We start from the raw sequence: 18,174 nt of genomic DNA, 5'->3' as shown, positions 1-18,174 counted from the left end.
CTTGTTTAAGACAATCTCCAACTTTATGCGTGTGAGTGATATTCGGAATAAAATCATTTTTACATTACTCATGCTTATCGTCTTTCGCATAGGTGCGTTTATCCCTGTGCCATATGTAAATGCTCAGGCGTTGCAGACACAAAGTTCGATGGGGGTTTTTGATCTCCTTAATACATTTGGCGGCGGTGCGCTTTATCAGTTCTCCATTTTCGCGATGGGAATTACGCCTTACATCACTGCTTCAATCATCATTCAGCTGCTTCAGATGGATGTTGTGCCGAAGTTTACCGAGTGGTCTAAGCAAGGTGAAGTCGGCCGCCGTAAATTAGCTCAGTTCACGAGATATTTTACGATTGTGCTTGGTTTTATCCAGGCATTAGGTATGTCTTACGGGTTTAACAACCTGGCAAACGGTATGCTGATTGAAAAATCCGGCATATCGACATATCTGATTATTGCTTTAGTACTCACTGGAGGAACTGCTTTTCTAATGTGGCTGGGAGAACAAATTACTTCCAATGGAGTAGGTAACGGAATTTCGATCATCATCTTCGCGGGGATTGTGGCTAGTATTCCGAAAACTGTTGGGCAGATTTATGAGACTCAATTTGTCGGCAGCAGCGATCAGCTGTTTATTCATATTGTAAAAATCGCTTTACTGGTGATTGCGATTTTGGCCGTTATTGTTGGTGTTATTTTCATTCAGCAGGCCGTACGCAAAATCGCGATTCAATATGCAAAAGGGCAAGGTCGTTCACCTGTTGGCGGAGGCCAGTCAACTCACCTTCCGCTTAAAGTGAATCCGGCAGGGGTTATTCCGGTAATCTTTGCGGTTGCGTTTCTTATTACGCCGCGTACTATCGCGTCATTTTTCGGAGAAAACAATGTGACAAAGTGGATTCAAGCCAACTTTGACAATACACATCCGGTGGGCATGGCGGTTTATGTCGCATTAATTATCGCCTTTACGTACTTCTATGCTTTTGTGCAGGTAAACCCTGAACAAATGGCTGATAACCTTAAAAAACAGGGTGGCTATATCCCGGGGGTTCGTCCAGGGAAAATGACTCAAGATAGAATTACGAGCATTTTGTATCGACTTACGTTTGTGGGTTCTATATTCTTAGCCGTGATTTCCATTCTTCCTATCTTTTTCATTCAATTCGCTGGATTGCCTCAAAGTGCACAGATTGGCGGAACATCATTGTTAATTGTCGTCGGGGTAGCCTTGGAGACAATGAAGCAGCTGGAGAGCCAGTTAGTGAAACGTAATTACCGAGGATTTATGAAAAATTAGAGGACTGGTTTTAACCATTCCTCTAAATAAGAGAGGACGGGGGAAATCCGAATGAACTTAGTCTTAATGGGACTTCCTGGAGCCGGTAAAGGCACACAGGGAGAACGAATTGTTGAGGATTATGGGATACCTCATATCTCAACGGGAGATATGTTCCGTGCTGCTATGAAAGAAGAAACGCCACTCGGACTCGAAGCAAAGTCTTATATTGATAAAGGCGAGCTCGTACCGGACGAAGTCACAATCGGCATTGTCAAAGAAAGACTCGGCAAAGATGATTGTGAAAGAGGTTTTCTTCTGGACGGATTTCCGCGAACAGTCGCTCAGGCTGAAGCTCTTGAAAACATTCTTGAGGAATACGGCAAGCCGATTGATTATGTCATTAACATTAAAGTAGACAAAGACTCTTTAATGGAACGTTTGACTGGACGCAGAATTTGCAGTGTTTGCGGCACAACCTATCATTTGGTTTTCAATCCGCCGAAAACGCCGGGTGTTTGTGATAAAGACGGAGGAGACCTTTATCAACGGGCAGATGATAATGAGGAAACCGTCTCAAAACGCCTTGAGGTCAACATGAAGCAGACTCAGCCTTTACTCGATTTTTATTCTGAGAAAGGGTATCTTGTCAACGTCAATGGCCAGCAGGACATTAACGACGTGTACAAAGATGTGAAAGAGCTTCTTGGAGGATTGAGCAAATGATTATCTGTAAGACCCCTCGTGAGCTTGGCATCATGCGGGAAGCAGGGCGAATCGTGGCTTTGACTCATGAAGAGATGAAAAAGCACATTAAACCAGGAATCTCGACAAAAGAATTGGATCAAATTGCCGAACGTTTTATTGAGAAGCAGGGTGCAATCCCATCTTTTAAGGGGTATAATGGGTTTCGCGGGAGCATCTGTGTATCAGTTAATGAAGAACTCGTTCACGGAATTCCCGGTAAAAGGGTTTTGCGTGACGGTGACATTATCAGCATTGATATCGGTGCTAAATTAAATGGTTATCATGGTGACTCTGCTTGGACATATCCGGTAGGAAACATCAGTGATGATGATAAACGACTGCTGGAAGTAACAGAGGAGTCTTTATATAAAGGCTTGAAGGAAGCAAAACCAGGTGAACGTTTGTCGAATATTTCCCACGCAATACAAACGTATGTCGAAAATGAGCAGTTTTCAGTTGTTAGGGAGTATGTCGGACATGGTGTTGGTCAAGACTTGCATGAGGATCCGCAAATTCCTCATTACGGTCCGCCAAACAAAGGACCTAGGCTGAAGCCTGGTATGGTTCTCGCTATAGAACCGATGGTTAACGCTGGCAGCCGATATGTGAAAACATTGGCTGATAACTGGACGGTTGTAACGGTAGATGGGAAAAAGTGTGCTCATTTTGAACATACGATTGCGATTACGGAAACGGGTTTTGATATACTGACAAAAGTCTAGATGATGAAATGAATTCCTTGACACATGTTTTTCATTCCGCACCTGGGCAGATTGTAGGTTTACAATTGGTCGGAAGAAAAACCGGCTAGCTGCTGTCATCGGAATGAAGATTCATCATCGTGTACTAAAGCAGACGGAGAAAAGCGTACATTTCATTCTCCTTAGAAAAAGAATATCAATCATTCACCCTTTATGATTGCGTATCTCCGGAAGTTCAGAACAGTATAAACGAAACAGGGCGTGTGACAAACGGATAACTGAGATTTTCTCTTTTGAAATTTGTCAGAGAGCAAGTTACTGATTTGAAGAAGGGAGAACACTTGAATGGCGAAAGACGATGTAATTGAAGTGGAAGGTACGATTGTCGAAACACTGCCAAACGCGATGTTCAAAGTTGAACTCGAAAATGGCCATACGGTTTTGGCTCACGTATCTGGTAAAATCCGCATGCACTTCATTCGCATTTTACCTGGAGACAAAGTTACGGTAGAATTATCTCCATATGACTTAACTCGTGGCAGGATTACGTACCGTTACAAATAAAGCACTCCGGAAACTGAAGGAGGTTGGAAACACATGAAAGTGAGACCATCAGTTAAACCAATCTGCGAAAAATGTAAAGTTATTCGCAGAAAAGGAAAAGTAATGGTGATCTGTGAAAATCCAAAGCATAAACAAAAACAAGGATAATTAATAAGGAGGTGCCCAGAGAATGGCTCGTATTGCTGGTGTAGATATCCCACGTGACAAACGTGTTGTTATTTCTTTAACATATGTCTTCGGAATTGGCCGCACAACGGCTCAGCAAGTCTTGAAAGAGGCTGGTGTTTCTGAAGATACTCGTGTGCGTGATCTTACTGAAGAAGAACTTGGTAAAATCCGTGATGTTATTGACAAACTGAAAGTAGAAGGTGACCTTCGCCGTGAAGTTTCTCTTAACATCAAGCGTCTGATCGAAATCGGAAGCTACCGCGGAATCCGCCATCGCAGAGGTTTGCCTGTTCGCGGACAAAACTCTAAAAACAATGCGCGTACTCGTAAAGGTCCGCGTCGTACTGTAGCTAACAAGAAAAAATAAGTAAGGGAGGTACCTAAACAATGGCTGCTGCTCGTAAACAAAACACGCGTAAACGTCGCGTGAAAAAGAATATTGAGTCAGGAATCGCTCATATTCGTTCAACTTTCAACAACACGATCGTTACGATCACTGATACTCATGGTAATGCTATTTCTTGGTCAAGTGCCGGAGCTCTAGGATTCAGAGGTTCTCGTAAATCTACTCCTTTTGCTGCGCAAATGGCTGCTGAAACAGCTGCTAAAGGTTCAATCGAACACGGACTTAAAACTCTTGAAGTAACTGTTAAAGGACCAGGTTCTGGCCGTGAAGCTGCAATCCGTGCTTTACAAGCTGCCGGGCTTGAAGTTACAGCTATCAGAGACGTAACTCCTGTTCCTCATAATGGATGCCGTCCACCAAAACGTCGCCGCGTGTAATTTGTTTGTATAGATTTTGTGTCCCTGTCAATAATGGGTTATGATACAGTTATTTATGAAACGAATGCACCGACTCGTTGCCTGAGCACATACGGGACTAAACAATGGGGAATTTCGGATGGAATCTCATATGATTCTATTCGAGGTTTCGACGTTTTGAAGGAGGGTTTTAAGTAATGATCGAGATTGAAAAACCAAAAATCGAAACGGTTGAAATCAGCGACGATGCCAAATTTGGTAAGTTTGTCGTAGAGCCGCTTGAGCGTGGATATGGTACAACTCTGGGTAACTCCTTACGTCGTATCCTCTTATCCTCACTCCCTGGTGCCGCTGTAACATCGATCCAGATAGATGGTGTACTGCACGAATTCTCGACAATCGAAGGCGTTGTGGAAGATGTTACAACGATAATCTTGCACATTAAAAAGCTTGCATTGAAAATCTACTCTGATGAAGAGAAGACGCTTGAAATTGATGTACAGGGCGAAGGAACTGTCACAGCAGCTGATATTACACACGACAGCGATGTTGAAATCCTTAATCCGGATCTTCATATCGCGACTCTTGGTGAGAATGCGAGTTTCCGAGTTCGCCTTACTGCACAAAGAGGACGTGGGTATACACCTGCTGATTCGAACAAAAGAGACGATCAGCCAATCGGCGTGATTCCGATCGATTCAATCTTTACGCCAGTTTCTCGTTTATCTTATCAGGTAGAAAACACTCGTGTAGGCCAGGTTGCAAACTATGACAAACTTACACTTGATGTTTGGACTGACGGAAGCACTGGACCGAAGGAAGCAATTGCTCTCGGTTCAAAGATTTTAACTGAACACCTTAATATATTCGTCGGTTTAACTGACGAAGCTCAGCATGCTGAAATCATGGTTGAAAAAGAAGAGGATCAAAAAGAAAAAGTTCTTGAAATGACGATTGAGGAACTTGACCTTTCTGTCCGTTCTTACAACTGCTTGAAGCGTGCGGGCATTAACACGGTTCAAGAACTTGCGAACAAGACGGAAGAAGATATGATGAAAGTTCGCAACCTGGGACGCAAATCACTTGAAGAAGTGAAAGCGAAACTAGAAGAACTTGGACTCGGCCTTCGCAAAGACGATTGATCTAGTTTCCATGTGAACTAGGATTTTCGTGTGTTTTTTATTTAGAAACAGCATTCCATTAAAGGAGGGGACATCACATGTCATACAGAAAACTAGGACGTACGAGTTCACAGCGTAAAGCTATGCTTCGTGATCTTACAACAGATTTGATCATCAACGAAAGAATTGAAACAACTGAAACACGTGCGAAAGAACTTCGCTCTGTTGTTGAAAAGATGATCACTCTTGGTAAGCGCGGTGACTTGCATGCTCGTCGTCAAGCTGCTGCATACATTCGCAACGAGGTTGCTAATGAAGAAAATAACCAAGATGCACTTCAAAAATTGTTCTCTGACATTGCAACTCGTTACGAGGAGCGCCAAGGCGGATACACACGTATTATGAAGCTTGGTCCTCGCCGTGGTGACGGTGCACCAATGGCAATCATAGAATTGGTTTAATCACATATTTTTGTGTATCTAAAGAAGGGCGGGACAGTTTCTAACTGGATCTATGCCCTTTTTTTAGATATCAGAACTTTTTATCATGAGACAGACAAGCAGAGCTATAGCTGAGAGGAGGCCAGGCGCCCGTGGATCAAAAACAGCTTATATCCGTAAAAGACATTCTATTCCGATACCGCAAAGATGCGGAAAGACCGGCGCTGGACGGTGTGAGTCTGGAGGTATACGAAGGAGAATGGCTTGCTATCGTAGGCCACAACGGTTCAGGGAAGTCGACTTTGGCCAGAGCGCTGAACGGGCTGATTTTGCCCGAGGCCGGAGAAATTGAAGTCGGCGGCATCAAGCTGACTGAGGATACCGTGTGGGATGTGCGAAAAAAAATAGGGATGGTCTTTCAGAATCCCGATAACCAATTTGTCGGAACGACTGTTCGCGATGATGTGGCTTTTGGTTTAGAAAACAATGGTGTTCCGCGCGAAGAAATGATTGAGAGAGTAGATTGGGCTGTCACACAAGTCAATATGCAGGATTTTCTTGATCAAGAGCCGCACCATCTCTCCGGAGGTCAAAAACAAAGAGTGGCGATCGCGGGAATTATTGCCGCGCGTCCTGATATTATGATTTTGGATGAAGCGACATCCATGCTTGACCCGATTGGGAGAGAAGAAGTCCTTGATACTGTCAGACGCTTAAAAGATCAGGGCATGGCCACCGTCATTTCGATAACTCATGACCTGGAAGAAGCCGCAAGGGCGGACAGGATCATTGTGATGAACGGCGGCAGGAAATATGCAGAGGGCACGCCTGAAGAGATTTTTAAATTAAACGAAGACTTGGTTCGCATCGGTCTTGATTTGCCTTTCTCATTCCAGCTCAGCCTGCTTTTGAAAGAAAGCGGACTGGCGTTAACGAAAAACCATCTGACTCAGGAAGGGCTGGTGAATGAGCTGTGGACATTAAAATCAAAGATGTAGAACACCGCTATCAAATGAAAACACCGTTTGAACGGCTTGCTCTGTATGATATCAATGCCGTAATAAAAGAGGGCAGCTACGTTGCCGTCATCGGGCATACAGGGTCGGGCAAATCGACGCTCCTGCAGCATTTAAACGGTTTGCTGAAACCGACTAAAGGGCAGCTTGAACTCGGGAGCACGATTCTGGCAGCCGGTAAAAAGAATAAAGACCTTAAGACTTTGCGAAAAAAAGTCGGAATCGTTTTCCAATTTCCCGAACATCAGCTGTTTGAAGAGACTGTGCTGAAGGACATCGCATTCGGACCGATGAATTTCGGTGTAAAAAAAGAAGACGCTGAACGGAAAGCAAAAGAAATGCTGGGGCTTGTAGGCCTTCCGGAAGACATTTTGGATCGTTCACCATTTGAGCTCAGCGGCGGCCAGATGCGCAGAGTGGCGATTGCCGGCGTTCTCGCGATGGAGCCGGAAGTGCTGGTTTTGGATGAACCGACGGCCGGTCTTGATCCGAGAGGGCGCCAGGACATTATGGACATGTTCTATGCGCTTCATCAGCGGGGAAACCTGACTACCGTTCTCGTCACCCACAGCATGGAGGACGCCGCCCGCTATGCTGACGAAATGATCGTCATGCACAAAGGAACCATTAAAGCGACGGGGAGTCCGCGTGACTTGTTTGTAAAAGGCGAAGAGATGGCCGAAATGGGCCTGGATCTTCCTGAATCGGTAAAGTTTCAGAGACGGCTTGAGGCGGCTCTCGGAGTCAAATATGAGAAACCCATGCTGACCCTGCAGGATGCCGCCAATGAAATTAAGGCTTTCTTTCAGGAGGAAAAGGACCAATGATGGACAGCATGATTATCGGAAAGTATGTTCCCGGATCATCGCTTATTCACCGATTGGACCCGCGAACAAAACTTGTCAGCATCTTTCTTTTTGTATGTATTGTTTTTTTGGCAAACAACGTACAGACGTACGCTTTGCTCGGTTTGTTTACATTCGGGGTGATTGCCTTAACGCGCGTGCCGTTCAGCTTTTTGCTGAAGGGGCTTAAGCCGATTATCTGGATTGTGGCGTTTACCTTTTTATTACACATTTTCATGACGCATGAAGGATCTGTCATTTTTCAGCTTGGCTGGTTTAAAGTATATGAGGGCGGACTTATACAGGGGATTTTTATCTCCCTCCGTTTCGTTTACCTTATCTTTATGACGACGCTGCTGACGCTGACAACAACGCCGATTGAAATAACGGATGGAATGGAGCAGCTGCTGAATCCTTTTAAAAAGGTGAAGCTGCCCGTACACGAACTCGCATTGATGATGTCGATATCATTGAGATTTATCCCGACATTGATGGAAGAGACAGATAAAATCATGAAGGCGCAAATGGCGAGGGGTGCGGACTTTACAAGCGGCCCGGTGAAAGACAGAATCAAAGCGGTTGTTCCGCTGCTTGTCCCGCTGTTTGTCAGCGCCTTTAAACGCGCGGAAGAGCTCGCGGTCGCCATGGAGGCGAGAGGCTACCAGGGCGGTGAGGGGAGAACGAAATACAGAAAGCTTGTCTGGACCGGAAAGGATACCGGAGCTATTCTGCTCATCATGGTATTAGCCGTGTTATTGTTTTTCTTAAGAAGTTAGAGGTGCTGCTGAATGAGAGTGAAATGTACCATTGCTTATGACGGGCATTTATTTAACGGATATCAGGTTCAGCCTGGAAAGCGGACCGTTCAAAGTGAATTGGAAAAAGCGCTGGCCGTCATCCATAAAACGGACGGCAGAGTGCCTGTGTACTCATCCGGCCGCACGGACAGCGATGTGCATGCTGCCGGGCAGGTCATTCATTTTGATACGCCGCTGTCCATCCCGGCTGAGAAATGGCCGTTTGCGCTCAATGCTCTGCTGCCTGATGATATTGCCGTCAAAACAGCAGAGATTGCGGATGATGGGTTCCATGCACGATTTAGCGCAGTCCAAAAGGAATATCGCTACATTGTATATACGGAGAAACACCCGGACGTATTTAAACGACATTACGCTTACCATTTTGCATATCAGCTTAATGTGCAGAAAATGAGGGAAGCCTCAAGGCACCTCATCGGGACACATGATTTCACAAGCTTTTGCGCGGCTGATACCGCGGTTCAGGATAAGGTCAGAACGATTTACGAGCTGGATTGGACTGAGACCGGAGACGGCCTGCGGATGCGGATCACCGGTAACGGTTTTCTCTATAATATGGTCAGAATCATTGCCGGAACGTTATTGGATACAGGAGCTGGAAAATTTTCTCCCGATGATGTAAAAGCAATGCTCGAAGCGAAAGATCGCGAAGCCGCGGGGCGCACCGCACCGGGGCACGGGCTGTATTTATGGAGCGTTTGCTATGACAACTAAACCAGGTGTAACATTTTCTTGACAGAGTCTGCATAAAGTTATAAGATATCATATGGTATGTATTTCAACCCCACGATAAGCCCCGGAACTTATTGTGTTGTGAAATAGAACGTAATCGAAGATTATTGAAAATGACAGATCATTTAGGAGGGAAATTCAATGCGTACAACACCTATGGCTAACGCAAGTACTATTGAACGCAAGTGGTTAGTTGTTGATGCAGCAGGCAAGACTTTAGGACGTCTTTCTACAGAAGTTGCATCTATCCTTCGCGGGAAACACAAACCGACTTACACACCGCACGTTGATACTGGAGATCATGTGATCATCATCAACGCTGAAAAAATCGAGTTAACTGGTAAAAAGTTAACTGACAAAATCTACTACCGTCACACTCAACATCCAGGCGGATTAAAATCAAGAACTGCTCTTGAAATGCGTACAAACTACCCTGAGAAAATGCTTGAGCTTGCTATCAAAGGCATGCTTCCAAAAGGTTCTCTAGGTCGTCAAATGTTCAAGAAATTGAACGTATACCGTGGTTCTGAGCATCCACATGAAGCACAAAAACCTGAAGTTTACGAACTTCGCGGTTAATTAAAAAGGAGGTTACCAATTTGGCACAGGTTCAATATTACGGTACTGGCCGTCGTAAAAGTTCTGTAGCGCGTGTGCGCTTAGTTCCAGGAGAAGGTCGTATCGTCGTTAATAATCGTGAAATCAGCGAGCACATTCCATCTCCAGCCCTAATCGAAGATATCAAACAACCATTAACTTTAACTGAAACAGCTGGTACTTATGATGTTTTAGTAAACGTACATGGAGGCGGCTTATCTGGTCAAGCTGGAGCAATCCGTCATGGTATCGCTCGTGCTTTGCTTGAAGCAGATCCAGAATACCGTGCAACACTTAAACGTGCTGGTCTTCTGACTCGTGACGCTCGTATGAAAGAACGTAAAAAATACGGTCTTAAAGGCGCTCGTCGTGCACCTCAGTTCTCAAAACGTTAATCGTTTTGGATGGCAAAAACCACAACTTCTTGGTTGTGGTTTTTTTGTATTTTTTTCTCATATTCAAGAGGTTATCCGATGTTTTTCTAGAATTGTTTGTTATACTCTATTCATTACCAATAAGGAGCGCAGTTATAATGAATAAGTTAGTCATACATAACAGCAAGGCATGGGATAAAAAAGTCGAAACAGGCAATGAATGGACGGTTGCGGTTGATTCTCATACGATTGGTGAAGCGAAAAAAGGCAATTGGAGCATCAGAATGACCCCCGGAAAAGATGTGCCGGCGGATTGGTTTCCGCCCATAGACGGTCTGAAGGTTCTTTGTCTCGCTTCAGGAGGAGGACAGCAAGGGCCGGTCCTTGCTGCTGCAGGAGCGGACGTGACCATCTTTGACAATTCGGAAAAACAGCTTGCGCAAGACAGAATGGTTGCTGAGCGGGACGATCTTACGCTTCGGACTGTCAAAGGCAGCATGAATGATCTGAGCTGTTTTGATGATGAGTCATTTGATTTTATCGTGCACCCGGTATCGAATTGCTTTGTTGATACGGTTCTTCCGGTATGGAAAGAAGCTCATCGTGTATTGAAAAAGGGCGGATCTTTAGTCTCTGGTTTTGTAAATCCCGTCGTGTTCTTATTTGATATGGATTTAGAGCAGGAAGGCGTACTAAAAGTAAAGTATTCCATTCCGTTTTCGGATGAAAAAGATCTGAGTAAGAAAAAGATAAAGGAACTTATTGATAATCATGAAGCGCTTGAATTCGGTCATACGCTGGAGGATCAAATTAAAGGTCAGATTGACGCAGGCTTCATGGTTGCCGGTTTTTACGAGGACAAAGGCGGCCTCGTGCTGGATGAATACATTAATACATACTCCGTAACAAGAAGCATTAAAATATAAAAACGGCATCCCGTCAGAGGTGCTGTTTTTTTGCGGCTTTTTCCTGCGGACGGCTGATCACATTAGCCGAAACCGGTTCTATTCCAATTTCTCTGGCCCAAACCGACAGTTGTCCCATATGGTGAATCTCATGTGCAAGGATGTGGCGGAGAATATCTTCTTTAGGAAAGGTTTGGTCCATCCAGTCCGGCTTAACAAGATCCGGCCCTTTGAGGGAGACCGCATGAATGACATCCTCCCGATACTGTTCAGACAGCTTTCTGAGATCCTGAATGCTCGTATAGTCAGACTCAGCGGGTAAAACATCATCTTTACCTAAAATGGCACGAACCCAGCTGATCTCGACATCAATGATATGAAATAAAGTCCGCAAGATGCTCTCCATTCCGCCCGTCCGGGTTTTCGTCAGTTCTTCCCGGCTCAGCTTTTCACATATCATAAACCACTCGTCACGCACCGTCCAATTGTATTGAAACAGCTTCTTCATCACGTCACCTCAGCTCTTTATTCTTTCCAGTTAACATAAAACTCCTTCATTTGGGAGGATTTCCACTATCAACAAAGCATGCTTTTTCCCTTTTCCTTTCAAAATAACAGTAAAAAGGAGCGTGGCTGGCAATGGCAGAAGTATTATCTTTTTCAGACGTGAAACGGCAGAAGGATTTTGAGCTTGAGAAGAGTTTACTAAAGGAGCTGTCACTGACGCAGATCATTCAGTCCGTAAAAGCATGTCTTACCCCTTTATTTCCCTTTCTTCAAGACGAAAACGGCATTCTGAGTGAAGGATGCATAGATTTTGCAATTGAAGCGTATTTATTAGGCGGCCGGTTCGGCGTCTTTGGCTATTATGGTGAGTCTTTGCAGAGGGCAAACGCCCGTTCGGCTGAGGAAGAGGAAGAACTGACGATCGATTTTTTTGAATATCTTTGCAATTGGACGCATGAGCAATATTCTTCCGTTAAACAAAAAGAAATCTATGAAGCGTCCTGCCGGTTTATCAACAGCTGGTGGACGGAAGGATTTCTGCAAAGAGAAAAACAATGTAAGCTCCGCATGAGATAATCATAATTTCTTCCCTTGTCCCATACTTATTAATAACGGGGACAAGCGGGAGGGAAAGGTATGACAAAAAAGCTGAAATGGCTCGGTTTTTTACTTGGCTTTATCATATTATTATGTTTATTCCGGTTTCAATTCCAAAATGATGATTCCTGGCGGCCGTGGAGTCTGCCCCTGAGCGGGAAAATCATCTATCTCGATCCGGGACACGGCGGGCCGGACGGAGGCGCCACGGGAGGCAGTCACCTTGAAAAGGACATTACTCTCGAAGTGGCCTCCAGGGTCAGAGACTATTTGCAGGAGCAGGGAGCTTTGGTCATTATGACGCGGGAGACGGATACTGATTTAGCTCCTGAAGGGACGAAAGGCTACAGCAGACGCAAAGCGGAAGATCTGAGAAAGCGCGTGGAAATCATCAACCGTTCAGAGGCGGAGCTTTATATCAGTATTCATCTGAACGCCATACCGTCACCGAGATGGAGCGGCGCCCAAAGCTTCTACTATGGAAAATACGAAGAAAATGAAAAAGTGGCAAAATATATACAGGACGAATTGAGAATCAATTTGGAGAATACAACGAGAAAGGCGAAACGGATACACGGCATTTACTTAATGCAGAATGTAACCAAACCGGGCGCGCTGGTGGAAATCGGATTTCTGTCCAATCCCGCGGAAGCGAAAAGGCTCGGCCAGCCCAAATATCAGGACAAAATCGCTTCTTCCGTGTATAAGGGCGTATTGAGATACTTTACAGAGAAAGGAGACCCTCCCGAGTAAGGAGGGTTTTTCGCCGATTCTATGTTTAATATATGGTATAATACCATTTGTAAACGAATACACAAAGGGTGAGGGTTCGATGATAAGAGAAGATGAAGTAAGAAATATAGTCGGAAACATGCGCGAACCTTTTCTTCATAGACCGCTGGGAGAATTGGATGCCATTAAAGAAGTAAAGATCAAGCCGGAAAAACGGCATGTCAGTGTAAAAATTGCATTGGCAAAAACGGGGACGGCTGAACAGATGGGCATTCAGCAGGAAATCGTATCCGTTTTGAAAGAAGCGGGTGCAGAAACTGTGGGACTGCGGTTTGAAGAGCTGCCAGAAGAAACATTGGCGAAATTCAGCCGGCCGGCTGCTGAAAGCGACACCCTGCTGAATAGGAAACACCCGCCGGTCTTTCTTGCGGTGGCAAGCGGAAAAGGCGGTGTCGGCAAATCAACGGTTTCCGTCAATCTGGCCATTTCTCTTGCACGGCTCGGAAAAAAAGTCGGCTTGATCGACGCGGATATATACGGATTCAGCGTGCCGGACATGATGGGTATTACAGTTCGCCCGACAGTAGAAGGAGAAAAACTGCTTCCTGTCGAAAGATTTGGAGTAAAGGTTATGTCGATGGGCTTTTTCGTCGAAGAAAACGCTCCGGTTGTGTGGAGAGGGCCGATGCTGGGCAAGATGCTGAATAACTTCTTCCATGAAGTTGACTGGGGAGAGGTTGACTATATCGTCCTTGATCTGCCGCCCGGCACGGGTGATGTGGCGCTCGATGTACACACGATGCTTCCGAGCTGCAAAGAGATTATCGTATCAACGCCGCACCCTACAGCCGCATTTGTAGCGGCGAGAGCGGGTTCTATGGCGATTAAGACCGATCATGAAGTTGTAGGGGTCATTGAAAATATGGCTTACTATGAAAGTGCAAAAACCGGCGAGAGAGAATATGTGTTCGGTCAAGGCGGGGGAGATAAGCTTGCAGAGGAATTGCAGGTGCCGCTGCTCGGCAGAATTCCTTTAAAACAGCCTGATTGGGACAAGGATCAATTTGCGCCTTCTGTCTATGACAGAAGTCATCCGATCGGGGAAATTTATATGGGGATCGCCCAGAATGTCATTGAAAAAACAGCTGAATAAAAAAGGGGCCGGGATCAACACGGCCCGGCCTTTTATTGGCTTTCTTTTTCAGAGCTTGAAGCCGCTTTTTTCAATTCATCCTCGAATTGCTTTTTGAAAAGCGGGCTGGAAAGTGTCTCTGTAATTACATCCTCTAAGTAACTGCGGAACTTTTGGCTTTTCACCAGCTCATAGTATTTTTTATCCATGCCGGGGTCCTGCATGATCTGCATAAAACTTTTCTGATAATCAGGGTCTTTCATCAGTTTTTTTATGATTTTTTCGTGCTCGGGCTGAAGAGTTTTTGCAAAGCTCTCGGCGAACTTTGAGTCTTCAAAGATGGTTTTCCAGAACTCCGCCCCTTTTTTAGAGGTGAGGGTTTTCTCTATTGTGCCCTTAATGGCATTTTGATCAATCACCAATGCCTCATTCATCGCATCATCATTTAATATTTCCTTAATTGCTTTTTTTCCATCATCTGTCTTTAATATATCAACAACCATTTTTTTAGTCTGGTCATAATCCATATCCGCTGCTTGGTCTTTTGGAGCACAAGCTGTTACAGATAATACAACAAAACAGCTTATCAATAGCGTTTTGGCTTTTGACATGCATAAGCTCCTTCCTTACTTGTACTTATTTTTAATATGATTCATTGGAATGGATTTATACATAACAAAATATCGCTGAACGCGATTGTCAGGAGGATGAATAAGAGATGAAAAGCCGCGGGCTTGTTCGATTTTTCTTTTCGATTTTAGCTGTGGGCGCTCTTATTACAAGCGTCGTGGGATTTGCTCTGAAGTGGGGAGAGTACAAGGGGTTCTTTCTGAATTTTGAAGCCGGTCAGATTTTCTCCGTTCTGATCTGGTTTATCGGGGTAGGCATGATTTTCAGTGTGATCAGCCAGATGGGATTCTTCGTTTTTCTGACGGTGCACCGGTTTGCCCTTGAAATTCTCAGATCAAGCTCGCTTTGGAATCTGCTTCAGCTGTTTATCATTCTGTTTGTCGCTTTTGATTTAATGTACGTCAGATTTTTGTTTTTCGGAGAGCGGGATGACTCGATTTCGGGGTTTGTCTGGCTGCCGCTGGCTCTGCTTGCCGTCGGCCTGTTGACGGCATATATAAAACAAAAGCAGTCCTCAAAAAATACGTTCGTTTCATCATTATTTTTAATGGTCGTTATTACAGCGCTTGAATGGGTTCCTGCGCTACGAGTGAATAATGAGGACTGGCTTTATTTGATGCTGATTCCGCTGATGGGCTGCAATGCGTTTCAGCTGTTAATGCTGCCGAAGTTTGCCCAGAGGTAGTTATTTCACTTCTGATGACTTGACGTCAGTATTTGCGATCAGGTCGCCGACGGTCACGTTTTTCAGTCCTTTTTGCTTTAAATTGTGAATGATGGCGGGGAGCGCTTCTTCAGTCTGTGTTGCTGAATCAGAGGCGTGCAGCAGGACAATGTCGCCGCCTTTTATATGACTGTTTACATTTTTAATGATTTTATCAGGACCGGGATTTGTCCAATCCTGCGAGTTAACGCTGTAATGAACCACTGAATAGTGGTACTGCTGTGCAATGGTAAGAACCTTTTTATTAAATTGTCCGGTCGGCGGGCGGAGTAAATGAACATTCTTTACACCCAGCTTTTTAAATGCGGTCTGAGCCCGGAGGATATCTTTTTTTATCTCATTGTCCTCTAGGTTGGTATAATTCTTATACGCATATCCCATGCTGCCGATTTGATGTCCGTCTTTTACCATACGTTCAACTGTGTCCGGGTGCCGTTCCGCCCAAGAAGCTGACAGAAAAAAAGTAGCGTTTTTAATACCGTTTGCTTTTAGCGCGTTCAGAATAGGAACTGCTTTTTCGTCGCCCCAGCTGATATCGAATGTTAATGCGACTTCGCCCGCTTTCGTCTCCCCTTTTGAAATAGCCTTCGGGCCGCTATCAGTTAAAAATACAGGAAGGGGGACGGCTCTCTGTATATAAAAAAAGCTGGCTGCTGCAAATGCGGCAATGATAATAATAAGCAGCTGTTTTATCCTTCTGATGTGCCACACGTAGAAGTGATTCACTGATGACGCCTCCTTATCTTGTCCATGCTTGATTACATCGTATGCTGCGGCGGAGATGAATATAACGAAATACGTTTTAAAAAAATGAAAAAAACACTTGCTAAATTTAAAGAATGCATGGTATATTATTAAACGTCGCTGATGAACAGCAGACAACAACAAAAAGCTTCGGAAACAACTTAAAAAAAGTTGTTGACATAAAAGAAGCTGAGTGGTAAGATAATAAAGTTGCTTCAACAAGCGGTAATGATCTTTGAAAACTAAACAAGACAAAACGCACCTGTTAATTCGAAGTTTTAAATAAATCGCACAGCGATGTGCGTAGTCAGTCAAACTACTTTATCGGAGAGTTTGATCCTGGCTCAGGACGAACGCTGGCGGCGTGCCTAATACATGCAAGTCGAGCGGACAGATGGGAGCTTGCTCCCTGATGTTAGCGGCGGACGGGTGAGTAACACGTGGGTAACCTGCCTGTAAGACTGGGATAACTCCGGGAAACCGGGGCTAATACCGGATGGTTGTCTGAACCGCATGGTTCAGACATAAAAGGTGGCTTCGGCTACCACTTACAGATGGACCCGCGGCGCATTAGCTAGTTGGTGAGGTAACGGCTCACCAAGGCGACGATGCGTAGCCGACCTGAGAGGGTGATCGGCCACACTGGGACTGAGACACGGCCCAGACTCCTACGGGAGGCAGCAGTAGGGAATCTTCCGCAATGGACGAAAGTCTGACGGAGCAACGCCGCGTGAGTGATGAAGGTTTTCGGATCGTAAAGCTCTGTTGTTAGGGAAGAACAAGTGCCGTTCAAATAGGGCGGCACCTTGACGGTACCTAACCAGAAAGCCACGGCTAACTACGTGCCAGCAGCCGCGGTAATACGTAGGTGGCAAGCGTTGTCCGGAATTATTGGGCGTAAAGGGCTCGCAGGCGGTTTCTTAAGTCTGATGTGAAAGCCCCCGGCTCAACCGGGGAGGGTCATTGGAAACTGGGGAACTTGAGTGCAGAAGAGGAGAGTGGAATTCCACGTGTAGCGGTGAAATGCGTAGAGATGTGGAGGAACACCAGTGGCGAAGGCGACTCTCTGGTCTGTAACTGACGCTGAGGAGCGAAAGCGTGGGGAGCGAACAGGATTAGATACCCTGGTAGTCCACGCCGTAAACGATGAGTGCTAAGTGTTAGGGGGTTTCCGCCCCTTAGTGCTGCAGCTAACGCATTAAGCACTCCGCCTGGGGAGTACGGTCGCAAGACTGAAACTCAAAGGAATTGACGGGGGCCCGCACAAGCGGTGGAGCATGTGGTTTAATTCGAAGCAACGCGAAGAACCTTACCAGGTCTTGACATCCTCTGACAATCCTAGAGATAGGACGTCCCCTTCGGGGGCAGAGTGACAGGTGGTGCATGGTTGTCGTCAGCTCGTGTCGTGAGATGTTGGGTTAAGTCCCGCAACGAGCGCAACCCTTGATCTTAGTTGCCAGCATTCAGTTGGGCACTCTAAGGTGACTGCCGGTGACAAACCGGAGGAAGGTGGGGATGACGTCAAATCATCATGCCCCTTATGACCTGGGCTACACACGTGCTACAATGGACAGAACAAAGGGCAGCGAAACCGCGAGGTTAAGCCAATCCCACAAATCTGTTCTCAGTTCGGATCGCAGTCTGCAACTCGACTGCGTGAAGCTGGAATCGCTAGTAATCGCGGATCAGCATGCCGCGGTGAATACGTTCCCGGGCCTTGTACACACCGCCCGTCACACCACGAGAGTTTGTAACACCCGAAGTCGGTGAGGTAACCTTTATGGAGCCAGCCGCCGAAGGTGGGACAGATGATTGGGGTGAAGTCGTAACAAGGTAGCCGTATCGGAAGGTGCGGCTGGATCACCTCCTTTCTAAGGATTTTAACGGAATATAAGACCTTGGGTCTTATAAACAGAACGTTCCCTGTCTTGTTTAGTTTTGAAGGATCATTCGATTCTTCGAGATGTTGTTCTTTGAAAACTAGATAACAGAAGTAATTCACATTCAATTAGTAATGCAAGATATCACGTAGTGATTCTTTT

General features: G+C 45.4%; 23 protein-coding genes, 1 rRNA gene and 1 pseudogene. 22 read left to right on the top strand and 3 right to left on the bottom strand.

The window, feature by feature from the left end; translation table 11 throughout:
• The first annotated feature begins 1 nt into the window (after position 1).
• The 17 genes and pseudogenes from secY to HWY38_RS05555 all read left to right on the top strand — a co-directional run bounded on the left by secY (position 2) and on the right by HWY38_RS05555 (position 11,087).
• On the top strand, positions 2-1,297 hold the full coding sequence (secY, locus tag HWY38_RS05635) for a preprotein translocase subunit SecY (RefSeq protein WP_007615246.1): 1,296 nt from the start codon (positions 2-4) through the stop codon (positions 1,295-1,297).
• Positions 1,298-1,348: 51 nt separating this feature from the next.
• On the top strand, positions 1,349-2,002 hold the full coding sequence (locus HWY38_RS05630) for an adenylate kinase (protein ID WP_007410407.1): 654 nt from the start codon (positions 1,349-1,351) through the stop codon (positions 2,000-2,002).
• Positions 1,999-2,745 (top strand): type I methionyl aminopeptidase, encoded by a 747-nt coding sequence (gene map / locus HWY38_RS05625; RefSeq protein WP_007410408.1) that lies wholly within the window; start codon positions 1,999-2,001, stop codon positions 2,743-2,745. The genes HWY38_RS05630 and map overlap by 4 nt, the downstream gene beginning before the upstream one ends.
• A 64-nt stretch (positions 2,746-2,809) precedes the next feature.
• Positions 2,810-3,092 (top strand): annotated as a pseudogene (locus HWY38_RS05620) (RNA-binding protein).
• A complete protein-coding gene (gene infA, locus HWY38_RS05615) occupies positions 3,070-3,288 on the top strand; it encodes a translation initiation factor IF-1 (RefSeq protein WP_003156508.1) in 219 nt (72 codons plus the stop codon). The pseudogene HWY38_RS05620 and the gene infA overlap by 23 nt, the downstream one beginning before the upstream one ends.
• A gap of 33 nt (positions 3,289-3,321) precedes the next feature.
• Positions 3,322-3,435, top strand: a complete 114-nt coding sequence (gene rpmJ, locus HWY38_RS05610; RefSeq protein WP_003156543.1) for a 50S ribosomal protein L36 — start codon at positions 3,322-3,324, stop codon at positions 3,433-3,435.
• Between the two features lie 22 nt (positions 3,436-3,457).
• The gene (gene rpsM / locus HWY38_RS05605; RefSeq protein ID WP_003156545.1) at positions 3,458-3,823 is read left to right on the top strand and encodes a 30S ribosomal protein S13; all 366 of its coding nucleotides are present in this window, start codon (positions 3,458-3,460) and stop codon (positions 3,821-3,823) included.
• A gap of 20 nt (positions 3,824-3,843) precedes the next feature.
• Positions 3,844-4,239 carry a 30S ribosomal protein S11 gene (gene rpsK / locus HWY38_RS05600; RefSeq protein WP_003156547.1) on the top strand — a complete coding sequence of 132 codons (396 nt, stop codon included), beginning with the start codon at positions 3,844-3,846 and terminating at the stop codon, positions 4,237-4,239.
• Between the two features lie 176 nt (positions 4,240-4,415).
• Positions 4,416-5,360, top strand: coding sequence for a DNA-directed RNA polymerase subunit alpha (locus HWY38_RS05595; RefSeq protein ID WP_003156549.1), 945 nt, complete (start codon positions 4,416-4,418; stop codon positions 5,358-5,360).
• A 77-nt stretch (positions 5,361-5,437) separates the two neighbouring features.
• Complete coding sequence (gene rplQ, locus HWY38_RS05590; protein ID WP_003156550.1) at positions 5,438-5,800, top strand: 50S ribosomal protein L17; 363 nt, start codon at positions 5,438-5,440, stop codon at positions 5,798-5,800.
• 131 nt (positions 5,801-5,931) lie between these two features.
• Positions 5,932-6,777 carry an energy-coupling factor ABC transporter ATP-binding protein gene (locus tag HWY38_RS05585; protein ID WP_007615256.1) on the top strand — a complete coding sequence of 282 codons (846 nt, stop codon included), beginning with the start codon at positions 5,932-5,934 and terminating at the stop codon, positions 6,775-6,777.
• Positions 6,753-7,622 carry an energy-coupling factor ABC transporter ATP-binding protein gene (locus HWY38_RS05580; protein WP_224181433.1) on the top strand — a complete coding sequence of 290 codons (870 nt, stop codon included), beginning with the start codon at positions 6,753-6,755 and terminating at the stop codon, positions 7,620-7,622. The genes HWY38_RS05585 and HWY38_RS05580 overlap by 25 nt, the downstream gene beginning before the upstream one ends.
• Positions 7,619-8,416: an energy-coupling factor transporter transmembrane component T family protein gene (locus HWY38_RS05575; protein ID WP_007410412.1), complete on the top strand. Its 798-nt coding sequence runs from the start codon at positions 7,619-7,621 to the stop codon at positions 8,414-8,416. Before HWY38_RS05580 ends, HWY38_RS05575 begins: the two co-directional genes overlap by 4 nt.
• Positions 8,417-8,428: 12 nt before the next feature.
• Positions 8,429-9,172, top strand: a complete 744-nt coding sequence (gene truA / locus HWY38_RS05570) for a tRNA pseudouridine(38-40) synthase TruA (protein WP_224181432.1) — start codon at positions 8,429-8,431, stop codon at positions 9,170-9,172.
• A gap of 159 nt (positions 9,173-9,331) precedes the next feature.
• On the top strand, positions 9,332-9,769 hold the full coding sequence (gene rplM / locus HWY38_RS05565) for a 50S ribosomal protein L13 (RefSeq protein WP_003225844.1): 438 nt from the start codon (positions 9,332-9,334) through the stop codon (positions 9,767-9,769).
• Between the two features lie 20 nt (positions 9,770-9,789).
• On the top strand, positions 9,790-10,182 hold the full coding sequence (rpsI, locus tag HWY38_RS05560; RefSeq protein ID WP_003225846.1) for a 30S ribosomal protein S9: 393 nt from the start codon (positions 9,790-9,792) through the stop codon (positions 10,180-10,182).
• Between the two features lie 137 nt (positions 10,183-10,319).
• A complete protein-coding gene (locus HWY38_RS05555; protein ID WP_101670653.1) occupies positions 10,320-11,087 on the top strand; it encodes a class I SAM-dependent methyltransferase in 768 nt (255 codons plus the stop codon).
• 13 nt (positions 11,088-11,100) lie between these two features.
• On the opposite strand, the gene HWY38_RS05550 is transcribed toward HWY38_RS05555, so the two are convergent.
• Entirely contained in the window at positions 11,101-11,574 is a 474-nt protein-coding gene (locus HWY38_RS05550) for a DinB family protein (RefSeq protein WP_224181431.1), read from the bottom strand.
• Between the two features lie 131 nt (positions 11,575-11,705).
• Between HWY38_RS05550 and HWY38_RS05545 the strand changes: the two genes are divergently transcribed.
• The 3 genes from HWY38_RS05545 (at position 11,706) to HWY38_RS05535 (ending at position 14,055) form a co-directional block, all read left to right on the top strand.
• Positions 11,706-12,149 carry a DUF2521 family protein gene (locus HWY38_RS05545; protein ID WP_224181430.1) on the top strand — a complete coding sequence of 148 codons (444 nt, stop codon included), beginning with the start codon at positions 11,706-11,708 and terminating at the stop codon, positions 12,147-12,149.
• A 60-nt stretch (positions 12,150-12,209) separates the two neighbouring features.
• Positions 12,210-12,923 (top strand): N-acetylmuramoyl-L-alanine amidase CwlD, encoded by a 714-nt coding sequence (gene cwlD / locus HWY38_RS05540; protein WP_007615278.1) that lies wholly within the window; start codon positions 12,210-12,212, stop codon positions 12,921-12,923.
• Between the two features lie 79 nt (positions 12,924-13,002).
• Complete coding sequence (locus HWY38_RS05535; RefSeq protein ID WP_224181429.1) at positions 13,003-14,055, top strand: Mrp/NBP35 family ATP-binding protein; 1,053 nt, start codon at positions 13,003-13,005, stop codon at positions 14,053-14,055.
• Positions 14,056-14,087: 32 nt separating this feature from the next.
• Here HWY38_RS05535 and gerD read toward each other — a convergent pair whose 3' ends face one another.
• Positions 14,088-14,645 (bottom strand): spore germination lipoprotein GerD, encoded by a 558-nt coding sequence (gene gerD, locus HWY38_RS05530; protein WP_007615280.1) that lies wholly within the window; start codon positions 14,643-14,645, stop codon positions 14,088-14,090.
• A gap of 107 nt (positions 14,646-14,752) precedes the next feature.
• Between gerD and kbaA the strand changes: the two genes are divergently transcribed.
• A complete protein-coding gene (kbaA, locus tag HWY38_RS05525) occupies positions 14,753-15,349 on the top strand; it encodes a KinB-signaling pathway activation protein (RefSeq protein ID WP_082999147.1) in 597 nt (198 codons plus the stop codon).
• Here the strand turns inward: kbaA and pdaB are convergent, their stop codons facing one another.
• Positions 15,350-16,114 (bottom strand): polysaccharide deacetylase family sporulation protein PdaB, encoded by a 765-nt coding sequence (gene pdaB, locus HWY38_RS05520; protein WP_224181428.1) that lies wholly within the window; start codon positions 16,112-16,114, stop codon positions 15,350-15,352.
• Positions 16,115-16,453: 339 nt separating this feature from the next.
• Between pdaB and HWY38_RS05515 the strand changes: the two genes are divergently transcribed.
• Positions 16,454-18,003, top strand: a 16S ribosomal RNA gene (locus tag HWY38_RS05515).
• Positions 18,004-18,174 lie beyond the last annotated feature (171 nt).

This window comes from Bacillus sp. KS1, assembly GCF_020075515.1.
GTDB lineage: Bacteria > Bacillota > Bacilli > Bacillales > Bacillaceae > Bacillus > Bacillus velezensis.
Note: the sequence above shows the minus strand (reverse complement) of the source record. Positions and strands in the feature narration are given on the sequence as shown.

Bases quoted from the DNA above. Each gene is read 5' to 3' on its own strand.
- HWY38_RS05630 (WP_007410407.1), top strand. From the start codon at position 1,349: ATGAACTTAGTCTTAATGGGACTTCCTGGAGCCGGTAAAGGCACACAG.
- map (WP_007410408.1), top strand. From the start codon at position 1,999: ATGATTATCTGTAAGACCCCTCGTGAGCTTGGCATCATGCGGGAAGCA.
- infA (WP_003156508.1), top strand. From the start codon at position 3,070: ATGGCGAAAGACGATGTAATTGAAGTGGAAGGTACGATTGTCGAAACA.
- rpmJ (WP_003156543.1), top strand. From the start codon at position 3,322: ATGAAAGTGAGACCATCAGTTAAACCAATCTGCGAAAAATGTAAAGTT.
- rpsM (WP_003156545.1), top strand. From the start codon at position 3,458: ATGGCTCGTATTGCTGGTGTAGATATCCCACGTGACAAACGTGTTGTT.
- rpsK (WP_003156547.1), top strand. From the start codon at position 3,844: ATGGCTGCTGCTCGTAAACAAAACACGCGTAAACGTCGCGTGAAAAAG.
- HWY38_RS05595 (WP_003156549.1), top strand. From the start codon at position 4,416: ATGATCGAGATTGAAAAACCAAAAATCGAAACGGTTGAAATCAGCGAC.
- rplQ (WP_003156550.1), top strand. From the start codon at position 5,438: ATGTCATACAGAAAACTAGGACGTACGAGTTCACAGCGTAAAGCTATG.
- HWY38_RS05575 (WP_007410412.1), top strand. From the start codon at position 7,619: ATGATGGACAGCATGATTATCGGAAAGTATGTTCCCGGATCATCGCTT.
- truA (WP_224181432.1), top strand. From the start codon at position 8,429: ATGAGAGTGAAATGTACCATTGCTTATGACGGGCATTTATTTAACGGA.
- rplM (WP_003225844.1), top strand. From the start codon at position 9,332: ATGCGTACAACACCTATGGCTAACGCAAGTACTATTGAACGCAAGTGG.
- HWY38_RS05555 (WP_101670653.1), top strand. From the start codon at position 10,320: ATGAATAAGTTAGTCATACATAACAGCAAGGCATGGGATAAAAAAGTC.
- HWY38_RS05550 (WP_224181431.1), bottom strand. From the start codon at position 11,574: ATGAAGAAGCTGTTTCAATACAATTGGACGGTGCGTGACGAGTGGTTT.
- HWY38_RS05545 (WP_224181430.1), top strand. From the start codon at position 11,706: ATGGCAGAAGTATTATCTTTTTCAGACGTGAAACGGCAGAAGGATTTT.
- cwlD (WP_007615278.1), top strand. From the start codon at position 12,210: ATGACAAAAAAGCTGAAATGGCTCGGTTTTTTACTTGGCTTTATCATA.
- HWY38_RS05535 (WP_224181429.1), top strand. From the start codon at position 13,003: ATGATAAGAGAAGATGAAGTAAGAAATATAGTCGGAAACATGCGCGAA.
- gerD (WP_007615280.1), bottom strand. From the start codon at position 14,645: ATGTCAAAAGCCAAAACGCTATTGATAAGCTGTTTTGTTGTATTATCT.
- kbaA (WP_082999147.1), top strand. From the start codon at position 14,753: ATGAAAAGCCGCGGGCTTGTTCGATTTTTCTTTTCGATTTTAGCTGTG.